Here is a 16,255-nt window from a genome sequence, read left to right as displayed (position 1 = left end):
ACGCTTACAATTATTAATAATTACAAACAAATGAGGAGGAACTATTTTGGACATTCAAGTAAGCGCTTTAGGAGCAATTGTAGCACTTGTTGTAGCAATTGTATTAATACTGAAGAAAGTTTCTCCTGCTTATGGCATGATTGCCGGCGCCTTAGTCGGTGGACTAGTCGGAGGAGTAGATATAGCTAATACAGTTTTGTTGATGATAGAAGGTGCGGAGGGGATTATTCCTGCAGTGCTAAGAATTCTGGCAGCTGGGGTGCTTGCTGGTGTCTTGATTGAATCTGGTGCGGCCGCTGTTATCGCAGAAACGATTGTAAAAAAGCTGGGAGAAACAAGGGCGCTCCTCGCTTTATCATTAGCGACGATGATTTTGACCACAGTCGGTGTGTTTGTTGATGTTGCCGTTATTACAGTAGCACCGATTGCTTTGGCAATTGCTAAAAAGGCCGGCATTTCTAAAACCGCTATTTTGCTGGCAATGATTGGCGGAGGTAAGGCAGGGAATATCATGTCACCAAACCCGAACGCGATTGCTGCTTCGGATGCCTTTAATGTTCCGTTAACATCCATTATGGCTGCAGGTATCATTCCAGCTGTTTTCGGACTCGCCATTACCTATTTGCTTGCAAAAAGACTTGTCAAAAAAGGGTCAGTCGTCCAGTTAGCGGAAATTGACTCTCCTAACAGCATGGAGCTTCCATCCTTTTTAACAGCGATTGTGGCGCCGATTGTAACGATTTTGTTATTAGCATTACGGCCGCTATTTAATATTAGCATCGATCCAATGATTGCCTTGCCGGTTGGCGGAATAGTCGGTGCAATTGTGATGGGGAGAGGGAAAAAGATTAATGATTATGCTGTATCTGGCTTAGGAAAGATGTCCGGTGTTGCGATCATGCTGCTTGGAACAGGCACATTAGCAGGAATTATTGCTAATTCTGGTTTAAAGGATGTGCTCATTGATGGGTTAAATGTCCTTGGACTTCCAGGTTATGTGCTTGCACCTGTATCGGGAATTTTTATGTCGGCAGCAACAGCTTCTACTACTGCAGGAACAGCAGTGGCAAGCCAAGTGTTCAGTTCTACCATCCTTGACATGGGTGTGTCAGCCCTTGCCGGTGCTGCAATGATTCATGCTGGTGCTACTGTTCTAGATCATCTTCCACACGGAAGTTTCTTCCATTCTACAGGCGGCAGTGTCAACATGGACATGAAGGAACGCCTAAAGCTATTGCCATATGAAACACTAGTGGGCTTAACATTAGCAATCATATCAACCCTTATTTATGGGGTGTTTAAACTATTTGGCTAAAAAATATAGAAAGGAGCAATAAAGATGAAGATTGTCCTTGCACCAGATTCCTTTAAAGAAAGCTTATCAGCATTACAGGTAGCAGAATCGCTTGAAAACGGCTTTAAGCAAGTATTTCCTGATGCTGAGTATGTGAAAGTGCCTATGGCTGATGGAGGAGAGGGTACTACGCAGTCATTAGTGGATGCTACAGGCGGAAGAATTATCACAAAAACAGTGACTGGCCCGTTAGGCGAGAAAGTAGAGGCGTTTTTCGGAATACTTGGTAATGAAACAACTGCAATAATCGAAATGGCGGCAGCCTCTGGGCTTTATTTAGTACCACAAGAAAAAAGAAATCCCCTTGTTACGACAACAAGAGGCACTGGTGAATTAATTGCCGCTGCACTTGAGCATAATGTCGACCATATTATTATCGGTATTGGCGGCAGTGCGACTAATGACGGCGGTGCTGGGATGGCAAGCGCGCTTGGTGCCCGTTTCCTTGATAAGAACGGTCAAAAATTAGAAGATGGCGGCGGTTTCCTCAGCAGTCTTGCTGCCATCGATTTATCGCATTTGGACTCAAGGTTAGCTGGTGTCAAAATCGAAGTGGCTTGCGATGTGGATAACCCCTTGATTGGTCCAAAAGGAGCTTCTGCCATCTTTGGTCCGCAGAAAGGTGCCACTCCTGAAATCGTGCACCAACTAGATGAAAACCTAGCTCATTATGCAGCAGTCATTGAACGAGAATTAGGCATAAAAATAGCTGAAGTACCTGGGGCAGGAGCAGCAGGCGGACTGGGCGGCGGTTTGCTGGCATTTATGCAAGCTGATTTGAAGCGCGGCGTCGACATTGTGATTGAAGCAACCCGGCTTTCTGAGCTTGTTGCTGATGCTGATTTAGTCCTTACAGGAGAAGGAAAAATAGACAGTCAGACGATTTTTGGGAAAACCCCAATCGGCGTCGCTAAGACTGCCAAAAAACATGGTGTCCCTGTAATAGCCATAGCTGGTAATGCTGCAAGTGACAGTGATGTTGTTCATGAACACGGCATTGACGCAGTCTTCAGCATCATTCCAGGTGTTATATCCTTACAGGAAGCATTTCAGAATGCAGAGGAATATGTGGAAAGAACAGCCCGGAATATTGCTGTTGTCTGGGGGATGAAATAAGAAAGGGGAGTCACCGTTGTGTGACTCCCCTTTCTTATTTTTCCGTATTTTCTGCGAGTATTAAAGTGCAATTTGTTTCGCGGAACTGCTCGACAATACTATCAGATAAATTGGCATCTGTAATGATGTAATCAATGCTCTCTAGCGGGGCAATGCTAACGGTCACGTCTTTACCAAACTTCGAACTATCAGCAGCTACATAAATTTCCTTGGATATTTCAATCATTTTCTTCCTTGTTAAGACTTCCTCTAAATTATAATCAGAAATTCCCTTTTCTAGCGTAATCCCGCTTGTACAGATAAATGCTTTATAGATATTGAGCTCTTGAAAGTTAAATAGATAATCAAATGTTACTACTGAATTTTCTTCTTTACGGATTTTGCCGCCAATCACAATTAATTCCACATCGCTAGTCATTAGCTCGGTTATGATTGGAATGGAGTTGGTTACGACCGTCAAGTTTTTCTTGTTTTTAATATATTTGGCGATTTGATAGGTTGTAGAGCCGCTGTCGAGAAAGATACAATCGCCATCATTGATGAGATTGCTGCATGTAAGGGCAATGCTTTCTTTTTCAGTCAAGTGGCTGACCATCCGCTCTCCCATAGTCGATTCACCTAAGAACGATTCAACTAGCTTCACACCACCATATATTTTCTCAATTTTCCCCTCATTCGTTAGCGTTTGAATATCTCTGCGTAAAGTATCAACAGAGATGCCAAGCTCTGAAGTTAATTCTGTCATTTTAAGGACTTTTTTGACCATCAACAATTCTATAATTCTTTTTTGTCTTTCTAGTGGAAACATGCTTTTTCCCCTCATTCATTTTAATAGTGAACTTGCCTCTATTTATACTTTATACGTAGAAAAAAAGCAAGAAACACTAATTAATTAAAATGAATATATGCAAAACTAATGTATAACTTATGCTTAAAATATGCATATTTTACATTCGCTTAACAAAAAACAGGTTTGTCATTTACATATAGTATTTATACTGAAGTTGTGCAAGAGGAGGTGGAAAGTTTGCTTCAACTACAAAATGTCAGCAAACAATTCGGGGATAAAGAGGTTCTGTCAGATATTAGCTTATCCATCCAAACAGGGGAAATCGTCTCCCTTTTAGGTAAAAGTGGAAGTGGAAAAACAACTCTATTAAAAATCATATTAGGATTAGTAAAAATGGATAATGGCAAAATACTTTTCAATGAGGATAATGTTTCAAAAGTTCCAATGGAAAAACGAGGATTTAATATTGTATTCCAAGACTATGCACTATTTCCTCATTTGAATGCATATGACAATATCCGTTATGGATTAAAAAATAAAAAAGGCAGCATTACAGAACAAGAAATTCAAGAGTACATTGATTTCCTTGAACTGCAGCCTCATTTGACTAAACGAATTCATGAATTATCAGGAGGGCAAAAGCAGCGAGTCGCACTAGCGAGGACACTGGTGACAAAACCGAAAATTCTATTATTGGATGAGCCTTTGAGTGCTTTAGATGGGGTTATTAAAGAATCGATTAAGGAAAGAATTAAAACAATCGCTAAGGAGTTTAAGCTAACGACAATTCTGGTTACACATGATCCGGAAGAGGCGATGACGATGTCTGATAAAATTCTCATCATCAACGACGGTAAAGTTTCCCAGTTTGGAACACCAGAAGATATCATGCAGCGTCCACAAAATGAATTTGTACGCAGCTTTATTTTGAAACAGCTGGAGACGAAAAGACAAAGCATTCTGTCCTTATATGGTGGCGCCCATGTATAGTGTCAAAAAAGAGATGCGCCTTATTTATTGGCTCGTTGTTCTTCTGTTCTCGTTATTTATGCTTGTTCCGCTCATTCTGCTGTTTATTCGGTCGGTGCAGGGAGATGAAGGTTTATCGTTGCTTCATTTTCAGACAGTAATAACAGATAAAGCTTTTGGTGAAGCAGTTTGGAACAGTGTGAAAGTGTCAGGGCTTACTGCTGTATTAACAACCGTTATCGCGTTTGTGCTGGCATACAGTATTCAATGTACTAGGATGTTTCAGCCACTGAAAAAAGCGGTTAGAATTGGCATTCTTGTTCCAATGCTGCTCCCGACAATAACATATGGCTTTGCGATTATTTATTCATTCGGAAAGCAAGGCTTGCTGACAAACATATTTGGCGGGAAATTATTCAATATTTATGGCTTTAATGGCTTATTGCTTGGCTATGTCATTTATACCATTCCACCAGCATTTTTGTTAATTCACAACTCCTTTATGCAGGTAGACAAGAAATATATGATTGTGTCGAAACTAATGGGAGATGGGGTGTTCCGCAGTTTTAATACCACGGTGCTTCGCCCGTTAATTGGAACATTAGGTGGAGCGTTTGTGCTTTCGTTTATCCTAAGCTTCACAGACTTTGGTATTCCGGCCTCTATCGGCGGGACGTACAATGTTGTCGCAACACAGCTTTATCAAGTAATGCTTGGATCTATTCCTAATTTTAACCATGGGGCAGTAATCGCTGTAATGATGCTTTTGCCAAGTGTAATTGGCATTTTCCTGTTAAGCTATTTGGAAAAATTCAATTTTCATAATGACAATGTCTCTGATATGGAGCTGCTGGAGAATAAGAAAAGAGACAGTGCTTTCGGTATTCTGTCTGCACTGATTATCACAGCTATGCTGTCTGTATTTGCGGTTATATTTATCGCACCATTCGTAAACAGTTATCCGTATGATATGTCATTTACTTGGGGGCATTTTCAATCAGTACTTGAATCCAGTGAATTAATTTTCGTTTACAAGAATTCGATTTTAATAGCAGCAAGTACAGCTGTTTTTGGCACAGTAGTAGCTTATTTCGCGGCATTACTAGCAGCGCGAACAAGTATGAAAACGAAGGTACTGGATGTTATCTCTATCATCTGTAATACAGTTCCTGGCATGGTATTAGGATTATCTTATTTACTGCTTATCAATGGTAGCACTCTAAAAGGAACATTTTTAATTATCATCTTATGTAATATCGTTCATTATTTTACAACACCATATTTGATGGCAAAAAACACGTTAGCAAAAATGAATCCAAATTGGGAAACAGCAGGAGGTTTATTCGGAGATAGCTGGTTCAAAACAATTTGGAGAGTTATCTTACCTAACTCTATAACAACAATTATCGAAATGTTCAGTTATTATTTTATCAATTCGATGGTTACCATCAGCGGGATTATCTTTTTAGTATCGACACAGACAGTTGTGCTTGCGAGCAAAATTAAGGAGCTGCAGCATTTTGCTAAATTCAATGAAATATTTGTTCTGTCGATTCTAATATTTGTTACAAACTTAGCAGTAAAGCTTATCTGTGATTATGTCCAAAAACATAAAGCAGCAGGCTTTGTTCCAAAATCCAAAAAAAGTGAGGGGATTAACATGCAAAAAGCGATGAAACAAGTGGCTTTGTTATTGATAACCGTCAGTCTGTTTTTTGTGACGGTTGCCTGCAGTAACAGCAGTGCAGCGTCAGAGAAAGTAGTGATTGCCACAAATGGTGATGAAGAGGCAATAACAGCAATGGAAAATGCATTAAATGCAGCAGGTTATGAAGGCAAATATCAATTACAGTCTTTAGGAACTTCTGAACTTGGCGGGAAACTTATTGCCGAAGGAAAAGACATAGAAGCAGATCTGGTCACAATGAGCTCCTATTTCCTTGAAAGTGCACAACAACAAAATGATATGTTTACAGATTTAACGTTTGAAACAAAAGCAGTTGATGAACATCCAGCCTTTTATTCTCCAATCCTTGCAATTACTGGTGCGATTTTTGTCAACACAGAGGTACTGAAGGAAAATGTTTTAGAAGCGCCAACGTCTATTATGGATTTAACAGAACCTGAGTATAAAGATTTAGTCTCAATTCCAAATATTGCAGATTCATCAACAGGGTGGCTGTTAGTACAAGCCATTCTAACAGAATACGGAGAAGAAGAAGGGAAAGAAGTGTTGGAAAAGCTGATTGCTAATGTTGGTCCCCATTTGGAAAGCTCAGGGTCTGGTCCTATCAAAAAAGTTCAAGCTGGAGAAGTAGCTGCAGGATTTGGACTTCGCCACCAAGCAGTTAAAGCGCAAGAGGAAGGAGCACCGATCAGCTATGTTGATCCGACAGAAGGGAATTTCTCTTTGACAGAATCAGTTGCAGTCGTAAACAAAGATGATAAGGAAAAAACAAAGCTTGCCATGGAAATGGCGGAAACAATTATCAATGATGCCAGACAGGAATTAATCACGAATTATCCAGTAGCCATTTATGAAGGCGAAACAGTAGATGACATTAACAAACCTGCTCATGCCAAACAGTATGCAGAGCAATTAACTGTAGAACTATTAGAAAAGCATCAGCAATTATTTACGGAAGCGAAACAATAAGGAGGAAGACAACAATGAGAAACTATAAATTACTAACACCTGGACCATTAACAACAAGCAAAGCAGTAAAAGAAGAAATGCTGTTTGACCGCTGTACATGGGATGATGATTACAAGCAAATTACCCAAAAAATTAGAGCACAGCTACTAAAACTGGCGGGTGCACCGGAAAGCGACTATACAGCAGTATTAATGCAAGGGAGCGGCAGCTTTGTAGTAGAATCTGTGTTGCATACAGCTCTTTCGGAGCAAGATAAACTGCTTATTATTACTAACGGGGCCTATGGCGAGCGGATTGTGAAAATGGCGAAATATTTGCGTCTTAACTTTGTAGAATACCGTACAGCGTATAATGAACATCCAAACGAAGCAAAAGTGAGAGACATTCTTGAGGCAGATGAGACGATTACCCATATTGCGATGGTTCATTGTGAAACAACAACAGGAATCTTAAACCCTCTAACTCTAGCAGCTCAGTTAGCAAAGGATTATGATAAAAAGCTGATAATCGATGCAATGAGCAGCTTTGGCGGTGTGGAAATGAACATAGCAGAGCTGGGAATAGATTTCTTAATAAGCAGCTCAAACAAATGCATCCAAGGAGTACCTGGCTTCGGTTTTGTATTAGCCAACAAGCTTGAACTGATTGCATGTGAAGGCAATGCCCGCAGCTTATCGCTAGATCTGTTTGATCAATGGAAGGAAATGGACAAGGACGGAAAATGGCGCTTTACATCCCCAACACATGTAGTAGCAGCATTCTCAAAAGCAATCGATGAACTGCTAGAAGAAGGCGGTGTTTCTGCTAGATTTAAAAGATATCACAACAATAATTCAGTACTAAGAAGCAGGCTAGCAGAGATCGGCTTTACTGCTTATATTACAGAAGAAAAGCAATCACCAATTATAACAACCTTTCTGTATCCAAGTGAAACTTTTAGCTTCATTGATTTCTACTCGTATGTTAAAGAAAAAGGTTTTGTTCTATACCCAGGTAAACTAACTGATATAGACACATTCCGTATTGGCAATATCGGCGAGATCTATGAAACAGACATACAAGAACTATGTGATGTTATTAAAGAATATATGGGAGGACTTTAATATGAACAGAGTAGAAGGCATTATTCTAGATTGGGCAGGAACAGCAGTAGATTTTGGGTGCTTTGCACCAGTAAATGTGTTTATTGATATTTTCCACAATGCCGGAATCGATGTAACAATGGCAGAAGCAAGAGAACCGATGGGGATGCTGAAAATCGACCATATCCGAGCAATGCTTTCCATGCCAAGAATCTCAAGCCTATGGAAAGAGCAATACGGACGTGAGTTTACAGAAGCAGACGTAGAGCGGCTATATGCTGAATTCGAGCCAGCCCTGCTCGCAAGTTTAAGCGAATATACCAATCCAATTCCAGAAGTGCTTGAAACAGTCCAAGTTTTACGCGAGCGCGGCATCAAAATCGGCTCCACAACAGGCTACACAAAAAAAATGATGGACATCGTCGTACCAAACGCTAAACAGAAAGGCTACAGTCCAGACTTTCTCGTTACTCCAGACGAAACAGATTCATATGGCAGACCATATCCATATATGATCTACCGTAATATGGAGGAATTAAAGCTGACAGCCTCTTGGAACGTTATAAAAGTTGGCGATACAGTATCCGACATAAAGGAAGGCATTAATGCAGGAGTCTGGTCTGTAGGAGTTGTAATTGGAAGCTCGGAAATGGGACTAACGCAAGAAGAATTCACAGCACTTACAGAGGAAGAAAAGGAGCAAAGCATCTACACAACAAGACAGCGTTTTATTGAAAATGGTGCAGATTTTGTTATCCAAACGATGGGAGAGCTTCCTCTATTAATGAAGAAATTGGAAGAGATGATAGAGGCAGGTAAAAGACCTGGTGCAGGTGCTGAAATAAAGATGCCAATTGCTTAAAAAAACACACTTGAAATATTAACCGTTGCAAAAGCCTTCCGTTAGGGAGGCTTTTGCTTTTTTTGCAATGGACGAATCTTTTGGTATGGCTAATACGTATTGTTAACAAATAGGAAAACTTAAAAATCAGCACTTTTGGATTGCCCAATTTTACAGGAGGTGCCTTATGAAACAACTTTATATAAAGCAAAAGGTATTCAGTTTAAGTGGAAAGTTTACAGTGAAAGATCAAACAGAGCAGGATATTTATTATGTGGAAGGAAGCTTTATGCAAGTCCCAAAGACCTTCTCCATAATGAATACAAATAGACAAGAAGTTGCCCTTATTACTAAAAAGGTATTCAGCTTTTTACCGAAGTTTTTTGTAGAGGTAAATGGCCATGAGGCGTTAACGATAAGAAAAGAGTTTTCATTCTTTAAACCACGGTATACGATAGATGCAGCAGATATTGAGGTACAGGGTAACTGGTGGGACATGGATTTTCAAGTCAAACAGCATGGCAATGTGATTGGTACCGTTAGCAAGGAATGGTTTACTTGGGGAGACAGCTATAAGGTTCAGATAGAGAATGAAGAGATGGAGGCTATTATTATCGCGTTAGTTGTAGCAATTGATTGTGTGAAGTCTGATGAAGCAGCGGCTGCTTCGGCAGCGACATGATGAAGATGCAGAAATAAATATGCAGATGGAAAAAAGATAATTAGGGAATCATCACGGCTATATTTTACTTGATAAAACCTCATTTATATATGGTACGTATTAGTACTATAAATAAATGAGGTTTTATCGGTCTTGCTCTAAATTAAATGCGGGGAATAGTGAGTATAGAGGTAGTGAGTCCGAACAGAATTAAATTTTCAAGCTACGCTATAAAGATAATCTATATTAATGAAGATTATGCTTGCTCAAATATGATAAAGGGGTAGTACCACTTACTAGATAATTAAATCAAAACTTTTTCATAATTATGAACGGATATACTGATGAACTATAAAAAGAAACGTAATAGTACGGTTCCAAGGAATTGTCTTTTAATTTGTATTAAGGCCTCCACCATTTAACCCTTCTTTGATATAACCATTTACTTGGATGTTAGACAATAACCCGATATGACCAATTCCATACAGTTGAATATTTCTAGCACCTTCTAATCTAGATAAGTATGGATATACAATCCTATCACCTGTACTATAGATAGATGTATAGAGAATTTTTTGGTTTGGATCTGTTCCTGGTAGTGCAGTAGAGGAAACAAGACCGTTAGCACCACCAAGTGTTACCACATTTCTAATCTTATCTCCTCCACCTAGATACTTAATGTAATAGAGAGTATTTGCTCCCCCCATACTATGAGCAACAATGTCTATTTTATCTGCTCCAGTCTCTGCTAACACACCCTCTATATATCTAGAAAGTTGTGGTCCATTGTTTGAATTTCTACCAGTTTTGTCTAAGAAATCAATTGCATAGAGACTGTCTCGATTCCAACCTTGACTCACTAAATAATTCTTTATAGCATAAAAGTTATAGCTATTGCCACTAATGCCATGAACTAAAACAACTGGATTATGGTCAGTGGCTGCGTTTGTGTTAGTTGGATGTATCCCAACTGCAGACAAAATTAGAATGATACTTAGTATAAAACCTACTAATAGTTTTTTCATTTAACTCCCTCCAAAAATAATAATTTACTATAAAATTATACTTTAAATTACTAATTTGTTAAATAGTTCCTATTTATTTATAGTTTGTATTCTTGAATAGTTTTAATATCTATAAGAAGAGGAATTTTAAGTAATGCAAATTCGTGGTATTAACGGGACAGTATAGAGAAAGAAGGGATACTCCCAGTTTAAATATTTTTAATTAGAAGGTTTTGTGTACAATAATTTTTTTAAAAGCTAATCAAAAAATAACATTCATGCTTATATTCAACGTTGCATTTGGTATATAATGGATATTAATATACAGAAGTTTTGGAGGTTTTTATGTTTTTAGTTAACAAGACTATGGATACACTTTTAGAAAGCCTAAATAAATATACGGATACTCTGATAGAAAAATTAAAAGAAATACAGCAATATAATTTTTCGCCTGATATTGATTTATTAGACTTTGTAGTTTTTATGGATCAATCAACAATTGACATTAGAATGTTTTCAATGGATAGAGATAATAATGAAGTTTTCAAAGAAACGGAGGATTCATTGCTATTTGCTGGTAGCAAAGGAATACTCTCAGACGTGGAATTTAGACACCTATCAGATGAACAGCTTGATGAATTTTACAGCTTTTATGAGGCAAATGAAGAAGAGTTAGTCCCAAAGGAAGAAGGAGCAATAGCAGAATGGTTTCAGAATTGCTGGAGGATGGCAGATGCAGATGCATTAGTATTACCTTCTTATTTTGTTTTCCATGATGCAGTAGTCGCATTCGATTTAACTACTTGGAAATGGATCGATGAAAATGAAAAATGGTTATGATTATTCTATAGATACTCTCAACATTCTTAATTAATAAAAACAAAAAGCATACTTTTTAGAGTGCAATTTTTTAGTTTCAATCCTATATTTCGGCGGCTTTCCTTAAATATAGGGAGATGCATTTATTATGTTAAAACGAGGCACCATTTCTGAGACAAAGAAAATTAGTACTTTTATGCAGAAATCATGGCAGGTTAACGAAAGTTATTTGTTTGCAAATGAATGAAACATAAGAAATTGGAAAAGTGCTGTATCCATATAGACAAGGGATATGACATATATTTGGTGAATAGCTAGCCGGACTCCCTCAAGTAATTTCAGTCATCCGTCTAACCATTATGACTTGCTATTGTCGACCTTCTTCTATGGAGCAGCCTACATCATTCATTGGTTCCATTCTATTCTCTAACAACATCTTTAATAATACTTTTACGTTTTCTTTATCCTTATATGTTAATTCAATGCCCCTATAGTTAATGTTTTCGTGTGTTAGTATCCATTCAATATCTGTTGGAGATTTTGTTTGTTCTACTTTTTCGGGGCTTCCTAATAGATAATCAGTTGTAGTATCAAAAACCTCCGCAATCTTTGACAATAATTCCATTGGTGGCAGACGAAGTTGAGACTCATATCCAGAATACATAGATGCTCCTATTCCGATTTTTTCAGCTGTATGTTTGATAGTCCAGTCCCTTTTAAGCCGGAGTTCTTTAAGACGATTTACAAGTTCCCCAGCAAATTGGTTGTTTTTCATATTGACCCCCCCTTATTTCGTTCTTTATTAAGAATTATTTAGAATATTATACCAGAATCTTCTTCAGAATTCATACATTAATTAACGCTTCACAGAACTAAAAACAAAGAAGGAGATAGCCAGAGTCGTTGGGGCTTGGATTTCTTTTATTGTCTTGGTGTTAATTGGACTTTAGACAAATTTTGTTTTTTATACTGTATACATTTGTTTACACTGCAATTGTTTACTTAAGTGGTATTTTTAACATAAGAGGTGTTTGAATTATCTGAATATAGAAGGAAGATGTTTAGAGGAGCAAAGATTGAAGATTGTATTTTAGATTTTATTGAAGTGGAAAAAGAATTAAGCACGTCATTGGAAACTACTGATAAGCTGGAAAGACAAATGCTTCTTGGAATGATTAAAGCGATTAGGTTAATTGTTAACTAGTTAGTAAGGGAACTCGATTACACTGTAGGAGGCGATATAGTGAATGCTAAGCTGAAGGATTTCATTAGTTCTATTGAAAGAAGAGCAAATGAAGCACACAAACAAAGCAGCACTAGTATAAATGACCTTTTATATAAAATGTATTATGATGACATTCCTGATATGGCTAAAGAAGAAATAGCTAAAGTGCCAACTAACTATCAAAAAGGTTTATGGGAAGGTATGGCTTTAGGCTATGAGAAAATAATAGTTGATCTGCAAGTAATCCTCCATTCAGAGGCAAATAAAAAGCTGTCACTTTTAAAGATAAACGCAGATAAGTTGGAAAAGTTGGCGGAAGTGTTTAAGGATAAATGGAAAGAGGATGAGATGGATTACAGAAGTGGATTTATGCAAGGGGAAATGTCTGCATACACATTAATCAGAATAGAGATGAAAGAAATCTTTTCTTTATAGTTCCTAAAGTGAAAGAATCAAGGAGTGTTATATTAGTTTTCTACATTGGTATGATTGGATACAACCTACCAATCCATACGCTTCCTTTTTTGGATAATTATCACGATTATCATGGCAATAACAGTTTGGATTAATACAAGAAAAAAGAAAAGCGCAGGTTTTGCAGTTTTAACGGAAATTTCCTTTTCGGCAATATTGGTATATATATTAGTGTTAACAGGTTTTTATAGCAAAACAATTTTTTAATATACCAAAAATAGAATAATATATCAGCATTTTTTTGTAAGTAAATGAAAAGATTAACTCATGGAAGAAACTAGATAGGGAAGTCACATAAGAACAATCGGCTGCTTATGTTGCATAAGATAAAGTTATTAAGTACTAAAAAGAGTTCTTGCATATATTTAGCAAGAATTACTTTTGATTTATGGACTATTTCATCTACAAATAAGAAAAAATGCTAAAAAAGGCGTACATATAATTGTAACCGCCTCATTGGACGGTCATAATGTTTATTAATTTAATTATTTTTTCATCATCACCTGTATCAACATACACTAGCTCAGTATCATTTATAAAAAAATCTATGTAGAACTGTTTACCAGCAGGATATTTTCCATCCCATCTATGTGGCACTTTGTATATGTTAATTGTTCCATCCCCGTTACTACTATAAGTCACTGAGCCATCCACTAAACGTGAACCTGATAAATGTATAACATCCTCTGGATAATTAGCACTTGTCTCATCGTTAGGATTAAGTGGCTCGCCTGCATTAATATGTTGAATATATAATTCATCGATGTCCTGATTTGGCCCAAGTTGCAACCAGATTCTAGCATATTCTATTTCTTGAGCAGAATACTTAGATAATGTATTGGCTACCTTATTTTCAGATGTGTTATTAGATATTTTGTTATCAGAATTTGATGTGGAATTTTGATGATTTATATTAATATCTTTCTCTGTAGCAACTAAATTTTCGTCATTTGAGGTTGTAGAAGAAGCCGAAGATGAATTAAATTCATTTATTTCAGTTTCACCAATTTTCCTAGTAGATTCAGGTACGGGGGAGTCAGTATAAGAAGAATCCTTGCTTAGATCAATTGTACAACCAAAAAGTAATAAAGTGAATAAAAGCAATGATACCCTAATGAGTTGAATTCGTCTTTTCATTCAACCATTCCTTTCATTAAAATACATTAGTAGTATATCATACTAGTGTTGGAAAATGTTGTATTTAAATTTTTGAACAGGTGCTTTACTTCAATAATGAGAGCATGATAAGCTCATTTTTTTTGTTATGCAGCTATCGTTAGAATTTTGGCACTAGATGTAATATATATATTGAATTATGTAATATATATGTTACAATTTGTTTAGGAGGGATAAAACCTTTGGAAAATAAAGTTAAGATTGCTCGTACGCAAGTAAGTTTGACACAACAACAACTGGCAGAAAAGATAGGGGTTACTCGCCAAACAATTAGTTTAATTGAGAAGGGAAAATATAATCCAACTCTTAAGTTGTGTCTGGATATTTGTTATGTAGTTAATAAAACATTAGATGAAGTATTTTGGGTAGAAAGTGAGGAATGAACATGCAAAAAATTACTGATGAACGTTTAGCACTTCAAAACTTAAGGAACATTCGCATTGCATATATTATTCAAACTCTTGGTATTCTTGGGATTTTAGGGTATGACTTAATAACAAAAGGGTTAGACGGAATGAAAGATAATCCTTTATGGTTTGTATTTATAATTACCTCAGTTATTTCAGCTTATTTATCAATAAGTATTAGTGTGGATCATGAAAGTAAAATTAATCCGCAAAAGAGTTTAATAATATCAGTAATTGTACTTGTTTTAATTTCAACTAGTGTCGGATTTCTTGTATCATTCACTGATGGTTATAATATTATCAACGGCTTAATTATGGGAGGAATATTATTTATTTGCGGTATTATTCCAATAGTATATATCTATAATATTCGAAAAAAACGACAAGAAAACTATACTGAGGAGTAAAACAGTAGGTATTACAATTATTTAGTAATTAACTTTCCCTTTTACAAGGAAAGTTTCTTTTTTAAGTCACTTTAAAAAAAGCAATCCTGGATTGTAATAAATTTAGTACCTTTCTTATATAACAATCGTGGGTTAGTTGAACAAGCATTCCGAAAGTATAATGGTGCTTTATAGGAAATTATTTTTGGAAGGGTTAAGAAGAAAGAAAATGAAAAAATTATTGTTAAATCCCTTTTTAATAAAGATGAATAACAAAGAGTTTTATTTAACCATTAGGGCTTTAAGTGGTAAATGTTCTTCTAGTCCTGGTCATACTAACATTCCGAATAAAATATAATCGACTTCCGAATTTAGTGGTAACCATCGCAACTTGACAAGGTGCCTCCAAGTCCATACTTTTGCCAGCCAGAAAACCAGATGGAAAAGATATCTGGCTTGCTAGCTAGGCTAGCATAACCGCCTCTCCTAGTATTGTTGCTAGTATGAATCTTTATACTAATTAGCAGTATGCCCTGATTTAGTGATTAGTCGACTGGACCTTATTTTTTGTCCAGTTATGTGTAGCTCATTCAACACATGTAATAAAATGGCATCACTTTGCTAGTACATCTTGATATTCTTCTTTACTTTCAAGAACACTTTTTGCGTAAGGACATACAGGAATAATATATAAGTTTTCATCTCTTGCATATTCAACTATCTTGTTTACTAATTCTTTGCCTAATCCACGGCCATTATGTCCCTCGTATACAACTGTATGGTTTACAATAATTAAATTTTGTCCATTTACATCTTTTCCACTTGGGATAAATTGAATTCTTGCAATAATTTCATTAGATTCCTCAATATAGAATTCATTCTTGTCCATTTTCATTTCAGTCATTTCCTCATTCTCCTAACTTTTTAGTCCTGTTTATTTTTGTTCATAAGTAAGTGCTCTGCTTGGACAAAGATCAATCACTTCCATGATTTTTTCAGCTGTTGCATTCTGTGGTGATACCCAAGGTCTGTTCTGGGTATTGAATACACTTGGCAATCCCTTTACACATTCTGCTGCATGTTTGCAATTACTGGGTTTCCAATATATTTTGATACCTTCAGTATCATAAGTTTTAATTTTTTCGCTCATAATATCCTCCTTCTGATAGTTCCATGGTAATAATTTTGAATTACTCTTAATTCTTACTCTAATTGATATTTCACAAATATGTATGATGGGTTTTTACCAGCAAAAGAGCTATTTAGTAGCAACATTATAAATTTTTGAAAAACAA

At 36.6% G+C, this 16,255-nt stretch carries 18 protein-coding genes; 12 read left to right on the top strand and 6 right to left on the bottom strand.

Annotation, left to right across the window (positions count from 1 at the left end; genetic code table 11):
* The first annotated feature begins 46 nt into the window (after positions 1–46).
* Both MKX82_RS26880 and MKX82_RS26875 read left to right on the top strand, forming a co-directional pair.
* A complete protein-coding gene (locus tag MKX82_RS26880) occupies positions 47–1,315 on the top strand; it encodes a GntP family permease (RefSeq protein WP_233314959.1) in 1,269 nt (422 codons plus the stop codon).
* A gap of 24 nt (positions 1,316–1,339) precedes the next feature.
* Positions 1,340–2,470, top strand: a complete 1,131-nt coding sequence (locus tag MKX82_RS26875; RefSeq protein WP_341081446.1) for a glycerate kinase — start codon at positions 1,340–1,342, stop codon at positions 2,468–2,470.
* Positions 2,471–2,504: 34 nt separating this feature from the next.
* Here MKX82_RS26875 and MKX82_RS26870 read toward each other — a convergent pair whose 3' ends face one another.
* Positions 2,505–3,278, bottom strand: coding sequence for a DeoR/GlpR family DNA-binding transcription regulator (locus MKX82_RS26870; protein WP_233314961.1), 774 nt, complete (start codon positions 3,276–3,278; stop codon positions 2,505–2,507).
* Positions 3,279–3,497: 219 nt separating this feature from the next.
* On the opposite strand from MKX82_RS26870, the gene MKX82_RS26865 reads away from it, so the two are divergent.
* From MKX82_RS26865 to MKX82_RS26845, 5 genes are all read left to right on the top strand, one after another.
* Positions 3,498–4,250 (top strand): ABC transporter ATP-binding protein, encoded by a 753-nt coding sequence (locus MKX82_RS26865; protein ID WP_251647297.1) that lies wholly within the window; start codon positions 3,498–3,500, stop codon positions 4,248–4,250.
* Positions 4,243–6,885 carry an extracellular solute-binding protein gene (locus MKX82_RS26860; RefSeq protein ID WP_341081442.1) on the top strand — a complete coding sequence of 881 codons (2,643 nt, stop codon included), beginning with the start codon at positions 4,243–4,245 and terminating at the stop codon, positions 6,883–6,885. Before MKX82_RS26865 ends, MKX82_RS26860 begins: the two co-directional genes overlap by 8 nt.
* Before the next feature lie 14 nt (positions 6,886–6,899).
* Positions 6,900–7,988 (top strand): 2-aminoethylphosphonate--pyruvate transaminase, encoded by a 1,089-nt coding sequence (phnW, locus tag MKX82_RS26855; RefSeq protein ID WP_237943059.1) that lies wholly within the window; start codon positions 6,900–6,902, stop codon positions 7,986–7,988.
* 1 nt (position 7,989) lies between these two features.
* The gene (phnX, locus tag MKX82_RS26850) at positions 7,990–8,829 is read left to right on the top strand and encodes a phosphonoacetaldehyde hydrolase (RefSeq protein WP_341081439.1); all 840 of its coding nucleotides are present in this window, start codon (positions 7,990–7,992) and stop codon (positions 8,827–8,829) included.
* A 166-nt stretch (positions 8,830–8,995) separates the two neighbouring features.
* On the top strand, positions 8,996–9,490 hold the full coding sequence (locus tag MKX82_RS26845) for an LURP-one-related/scramblase family protein (RefSeq protein WP_341081437.1): 495 nt from the start codon (positions 8,996–8,998) through the stop codon (positions 9,488–9,490).
* A gap of 371 nt (positions 9,491–9,861) precedes the next feature.
* On the opposite strand, the gene MKX82_RS26840 is transcribed toward MKX82_RS26845, so the two are convergent.
* Positions 9,862–10,494, bottom strand: a complete 633-nt coding sequence (locus MKX82_RS26840; RefSeq protein ID WP_233314966.1) for an esterase/lipase family protein — start codon at positions 10,492–10,494, stop codon at positions 9,862–9,864.
* Between the two features lie 324 nt (positions 10,495–10,818).
* Here MKX82_RS26840 and MKX82_RS26835 point away from each other — a divergent pair, with 324 nt between their 5' ends.
* A complete protein-coding gene (locus MKX82_RS26835) occupies positions 10,819–11,313 on the top strand; it encodes a hypothetical protein (protein WP_251647300.1) in 495 nt (164 codons plus the stop codon).
* 346 nt (positions 11,314–11,659) lie between these two features.
* On the opposite strand, the gene MKX82_RS26830 is transcribed toward MKX82_RS26835, so the two are convergent.
* Positions 11,660–12,067 (bottom strand): helix-turn-helix domain-containing protein, encoded by a 408-nt coding sequence (locus MKX82_RS26830; protein WP_341081433.1) that lies wholly within the window; start codon positions 12,065–12,067, stop codon positions 11,660–11,662.
* Between the two features lie 282 nt (positions 12,068–12,349).
* Here MKX82_RS26830 and MKX82_RS26825 point away from each other — a divergent pair, with 282 nt between their 5' ends.
* Complete coding sequence (locus MKX82_RS26825; RefSeq protein WP_341081430.1) at positions 12,350–12,496, top strand: hypothetical protein; 147 nt, start codon at positions 12,350–12,352, stop codon at positions 12,494–12,496.
* Between the two features lie 39 nt (positions 12,497–12,535).
* Positions 12,536–12,952, top strand: coding sequence for a hypothetical protein (locus tag MKX82_RS26820; RefSeq protein WP_341081428.1), 417 nt, complete (start codon positions 12,536–12,538; stop codon positions 12,950–12,952).
* A 492-nt stretch (positions 12,953–13,444) separates the two neighbouring features.
* On the opposite strand, the gene MKX82_RS26815 is transcribed toward MKX82_RS26820, so the two are convergent.
* Positions 13,445–14,128 carry a hypothetical protein gene (locus MKX82_RS26815; RefSeq protein ID WP_341081427.1) on the bottom strand — a complete coding sequence of 228 codons (684 nt, stop codon included), beginning with the start codon at positions 14,126–14,128 and terminating at the stop codon, positions 13,445–13,447.
* 221 nt (positions 14,129–14,349) lie between these two features.
* On the opposite strand from MKX82_RS26815, the gene MKX82_RS26810 reads away from it, so the two are divergent.
* Complete coding sequence (locus MKX82_RS26810) at positions 14,350–14,550, top strand: helix-turn-helix transcriptional regulator (protein ID WP_341081425.1); 201 nt, start codon at positions 14,350–14,352, stop codon at positions 14,548–14,550.
* Positions 14,551–14,552: 2 nt separating this feature from the next.
* Positions 14,553–14,981, top strand: coding sequence for a hypothetical protein (locus MKX82_RS26805; RefSeq protein WP_341081424.1), 429 nt, complete (start codon positions 14,553–14,555; stop codon positions 14,979–14,981).
* Positions 14,982–15,573: 592 nt separating this feature from the next.
* Here the strand turns inward: MKX82_RS26805 and MKX82_RS26800 are convergent.
* The gene (locus MKX82_RS26800) at positions 15,574–15,864 is read right to left on the bottom strand and encodes a GNAT family N-acetyltransferase (RefSeq protein WP_341081422.1); all 291 of its coding nucleotides are present in this window, start codon (positions 15,862–15,864) and stop codon (positions 15,574–15,576) included.
* 30 nt (positions 15,865–15,894) lie between these two features.
* On the bottom strand, positions 15,895–16,110 hold the full coding sequence (locus tag MKX82_RS26795; RefSeq protein ID WP_233314971.1) for a (4Fe-4S)-binding protein: 216 nt from the start codon (positions 16,108–16,110) through the stop codon (positions 15,895–15,897).
* Between the last annotated feature and the right edge of the window lie 145 nt (positions 16,111–16,255).

Origin of the sequence: Niallia sp. FSL R7-0271 (assembly GCF_038005785.1) — a bacterium.
Classification (GTDB): domain Bacteria; phylum Bacillota; class Bacilli; order Bacillales; family Cytobacillaceae; genus Niallia.
Note: the sequence above shows the minus strand (reverse complement) of the source record. Positions and strands in the feature narration are given on the sequence as shown.

Coding starts and splice junctions, on each gene's coding strand:
- MKX82_RS26875 (WP_341081446.1), top strand. CDS start 1,340: ATGAAGATTGTCCTTGCACCAGATTCCTTTAAAGAAAGCTTATCAGCA.
- MKX82_RS26845 (WP_341081437.1), top strand. CDS start 8,996: ATGAAACAACTTTATATAAAGCAAAAGGTATTCAGTTTAAGTGGAAAG.
- MKX82_RS26805 (WP_341081424.1), top strand. CDS start 14,553: ATGCAAAAAATTACTGATGAACGTTTAGCACTTCAAAACTTAAGGAAC.
- MKX82_RS26870 (WP_233314961.1), bottom strand. CDS start 3,278: ATGTTTCCACTAGAAAGACAAAAAAGAATTATAGAATTGTTGATGGTC.
- MKX82_RS26830 (WP_341081433.1), bottom strand. CDS start 12,067: ATGAAAAACAACCAATTTGCTGGGGAACTTGTAAATCGTCTTAAAGAA.
- MKX82_RS26840 (WP_233314966.1), bottom strand. CDS start 10,494: ATGAAAAAACTATTAGTAGGTTTTATACTAAGTATCATTCTAATTTTG.
- MKX82_RS26800 (WP_341081422.1), bottom strand. CDS start 15,864: ATGACTGAAATGAAAATGGACAAGAATGAATTCTATATTGAGGAATCT.
- phnX (WP_341081439.1), top strand. CDS start 7,990: ATGAACAGAGTAGAAGGCATTATTCTAGATTGGGCAGGAACAGCAGTA.
- MKX82_RS26815 (WP_341081427.1), bottom strand. CDS start 14,128: ATGAAAAGACGAATTCAACTCATTAGGGTATCATTGCTTTTATTCACT.
- MKX82_RS26825 (WP_341081430.1), top strand. CDS start 12,350: ATGTTTAGAGGAGCAAAGATTGAAGATTGTATTTTAGATTTTATTGAA.
- MKX82_RS26835 (WP_251647300.1), top strand. CDS start 10,819: ATGTTTTTAGTTAACAAGACTATGGATACACTTTTAGAAAGCCTAAAT.
- MKX82_RS26860 (WP_341081442.1), top strand. CDS start 4,243: ATGTATAGTGTCAAAAAAGAGATGCGCCTTATTTATTGGCTCGTTGTT.
- MKX82_RS26795 (WP_233314971.1), bottom strand. CDS start 16,110: ATGAGCGAAAAAATTAAAACTTATGATACTGAAGGTATCAAAATATAT.
- phnW (WP_237943059.1), top strand. CDS start 6,900: ATGAGAAACTATAAATTACTAACACCTGGACCATTAACAACAAGCAAA.